Source organism: Myxacorys chilensis, assembly GCF_059505265.1.
In genome coordinates, this window is the sequence record NZ_JCACKG010000187.1 from 1 (window position 1) to 3,715 (window position 3,715).

Here is a 3,715-nt window from a genome sequence, read left to right on the forward strand (position 1 = left end):
GAATCGCCTTTGGACTAGTCATTTAGACCCAAACAACATGTCTGAGACATTACCCCTGAAACGCTGGTTTTACACTGATTCTAAGCGAAATGCAATTCTAAATTCAACATCTACAACTGTAGTATTCTGGACTGACGAGCATACTACAATCGCCCTCAAAGCTGCATTCTCCCGTTCGGATCAGCTCAGGAATTCAGTCCAACTCCAAATCGCTCGACCTTAAGCTGTAAAAGTGTTTGAGCCATTTTTGTCGAGTTGGGACTTCTGCGGTGAGAGCAGGAAAGCAGGTAGAGAATACGTGATCGCGCAGGTCACTCAGGCTATGTTCCAGTTTGAGTTTTTTCTTTAAATATCAACAAAATAGAACGCGAAAAATAAGAGTCCCCATCGGTTGATCAACTAAACTCATCCTGAATAATCGTCAAGCCTAGGTCTTTATAAGGAATAAGCATTTTATTCGTGACGGTTGACGCAGTAACAAGGTAGGTGAGCGCTTGAATTGATTCCACCACGTAAGAGGCTGCTGTATCTAACTTTGCAGCGGTAACTAACCCAACGACTTCAGCGGCGCTTAACAACATGGCTCGTTTCACATGCGCTTCATTCAGGTTCGTCACACTGATTCCGACCTCTGGGTGTAGGCTGCAAACGCCCAGCAAACAGAGATCTGCCCGAATCATTCGTAAGGCTTCAATGGTGGCAGCACCGACATTGACCAAAGCTTTTTTGTAAAGCTGTCCACCTAGCATCACAACCTCAATGTCAGGATGCTCTGCGAGTGCGATCGCGATTGGCGGACTGTTCGTCACAATCGTCGCGTGCAGGTCCAACGGTAAATGACGCGCAACTTGCAGTGTAGTCGTTCCGCCATCCAAAATCACAACTTGTCCTGGACGGACTAATTTTGCAGCAGCGCGGGCGATCGCTGATTTTTCTTGAGGAGCTTGTCTTTGTCGATCGGCGTAGCTGGCAGTCGCGGGAGAGGTCAGAAGTGCACCTCCATGAACCCGCTGTAACAACCCTGATTCTGCCAATTCTCGCAAGTCACGTCGAATTGTATCCTCAGACACGTTGAGTGCAGCACTCAGTTCCGAAGACAGGACCTTCTTCTCGATCTGCAAGCGTTCTAGGATCAATTGCCGCCGTTCCGCACTCAACATAATGGATCTTGCCTGAAATTGCACGTTTGCTCTTGAAATTGCGCATCTGTGAGTTTATACTCATCAATATCTCCATTATCGTCGATATAAACCTGTATTTTCAATTAAGCTCAGGCATATTCGTGCAAACTGTTTCATTCAATCTTTTTCAAAAACAACTCATGAATTCTATTGCTTTCCCGATCGATCTCAGCCAATACCAGCTGCTCAAGCTTGACCCAGCTCATCCAATTCTGACCGATGAGCAGCGAGCGACGCTTAAAGCCAACATTCAGCTTTGCCGCGATGCCATTGTGTTCTTTACTGCAACTGGTGCTGCGAGAGGCGTCGGCGGACATACAGGCGGTCCTTACGACACTGTTCCTGAAGTCATGATTTTGGACGCGCTTTTTCGAGGGGCACCAGAGCAATTTGTGCCAATCTTCTTCGACGAAGCGGGACATCGTGTGGCAACGCAATATTTGATGTCCGTCCTGCATGGCGATCTGCCGGCTGAGCAGCTTGCTCACTACCGCGAAGCTTATTCTCATCTACCTGGACATCCTGAATTGCAGCTAACCCCTGGGGTGAAGTTTAGTTCAGGTCGTCTCGGACACTTATGGGGCTACGTGAACGGTGTCGCGCTCGCAAATCCTGACAAGACCGTATTTTGTCTTGGTTCTGATGGTGCACAGCAAGAAGGCAACGATGCAGAAGCAGCGCGTCTAGCGGTGGCTCAACGGATCAACGTGAAGCTGATTATCGATGATAACGACGTAACGATCGCGGGGCATCCGTCTCAGTACCTTCCTGGGTATAGTGTTTCTCAGACTTTGGCAGGACAGGGAATCAAGATACTCGAAGGCAGTGGAGAAAACATTGATGATCTCTATCGCCGGATTTGCGAAGCGATTACAACGTCAGGGCCCGTTGCGGTGATTAATCAGCGTCCGATGTCGGTTGGCATTGAGGGAATAGAAGGCACCACTCACGGACATGACGTGATTCCCGTGAAGATGGCCATCTCCTACTTAGAAAAACGGGGACTGACTGCCGCTGTGGAGTATCTGAACTCGATCGAGAAAACCAAAAATCCCTATCACTTCATCGGTTCAGGTGAGCATTGGGACTCGAATCGTAACGTGTTTGGCGATGCTGTCGTCGCGATGCTCGATGAGATGAGTGAAGCCGATCGCAAAGCGAATGTCTTGGTGATTGACAGCGATTTGGAAGGCTCCTGTGGATTAAAGAAGATTCACGATGCCCATCCAGAAGTCTTTATTTCCTCTGGGATCATGGAGCGTGGCAACATTTCTGCCGCTGCGGGATTTGGCATGGTCGCTGGAAAGCAGGGCATCTTTGCCACCTTTGCCGCATTCCTTGAAATGTGCGTTTCAGAAATTACAATGGCGCGGCTCAACTACTCCAACTTGCTCTGCCACTTCTCTCACTCCGGCATTGATGATATGGCAGACAACACCTGTCACTTCGGGTTAAACAACTTCTTTGCCGACAATGGCATTGATGACAGCTATACAACACAGCTTTACTTCCCAGCAGATGCTGCACAAATGAGAGCCTGTGTCAAAGCTGTGTTTCATCAGCCTGGACTGCGGTTTATCTTCTCGACCCGCTCTAAAACGCCCAATATTCTAGATACAAATAATGCTGATCTCTATGGAGGCGACTACACTTTTATTCCAGGTAAAGATGAAGTGGTACGAGAAGGAACGGCTGGTTATGTTATTTCTTTTGGAGATGCACTTTACCGCGCTGCTGATGCGGTGGAACGTCTTAAGCAAGAAGGAATTGATGTCGGTTTAATCAACAAACCCACCCTGAATGTCATTGATGAAGCAATGTTAGCAAAAGTTGGAACTGCGCCTTTTGTGCTAGTGGTCGAAGCTTTTAATCGCCGCACTGGGTTGGGAAGCCGATATGGATCGTGGCTGCTAGAGCGAGGGTTAACACCCAAGTTCGCCCATCTTGGCACTCATAAAGAAGGCTGCGGTGGATTGTGGGAGCAATATCCTCATCAAGGGCTTGACCCAGATGGCATTATCAGCAAAGTGAAGGAGTTGATCAAATAGGGTCACAAAAATGCGATTCAACACTGCCTTGCTATTGATGGAGATGTAGGGCAGACGCATACAATTTCTAACATCCTAAATTTCGAGTAGATCCCTGCTTCTATTGAACTCAAACCTTGATCAAGCACGCTGATGCTAGACCCTAGACAAGAGATAAATGCTAGAAGTTCTATCGATCTGGAACAGCGAAGAAATTGGTATTCTCCTGTTGCGGATGTGTATTACAACGCTAGACCGCCCTACCCAGAGCCGCTCATTAATCGCTCGATTACTTTAGCTCAGCTTTCCGCAGATGCATCCATCCTTGAGGTAGGTTGCGGTCCAGGAAATGCAACGGTGGCTTCTGCTCCATTTGGTTTTTCAATAACCTGTCTTGAGCCAAACCTAGATTTTGTCATTTGGCAGAACACAATTGCAATCAATATCCAAACGTGACTAGGGCGAACGCATACGTTTCTTCATAATTTGCGGGAAGGTTTAGAAGGC

The 3,715-nt window shown here is 47.8% G+C and carries 2 protein-coding genes; one reads left to right on the forward strand and one right to left on the reverse strand.

Features of this window, described 5'->3' with window-relative positions; genetic code table 11:
• Positions 1 to 395 precede the first annotated feature (395 nt).
• Positions 396 to 1,160, reverse strand: a complete 765-nt coding sequence (locus tag AC5JLB_RS16445) for a DeoR/GlpR family DNA-binding transcription regulator (protein WP_495874905.1) — start codon at positions 1,158 to 1,160, stop codon at positions 396 to 398.
• Between the two features lie 161 nt (positions 1,161 to 1,321).
• On the opposite strand from AC5JLB_RS16445, the gene AC5JLB_RS16450 reads away from it, so the two are divergent.
• On the forward strand, positions 1,322 to 3,229 hold the full coding sequence (locus tag AC5JLB_RS16450) for a thiamine pyrophosphate-binding protein (protein WP_495874906.1): 1,908 nt from the start codon (positions 1,322 to 1,324) through the stop codon (positions 3,227 to 3,229).
• Positions 3,230 to 3,715: the final 486 nt, after the last annotated feature.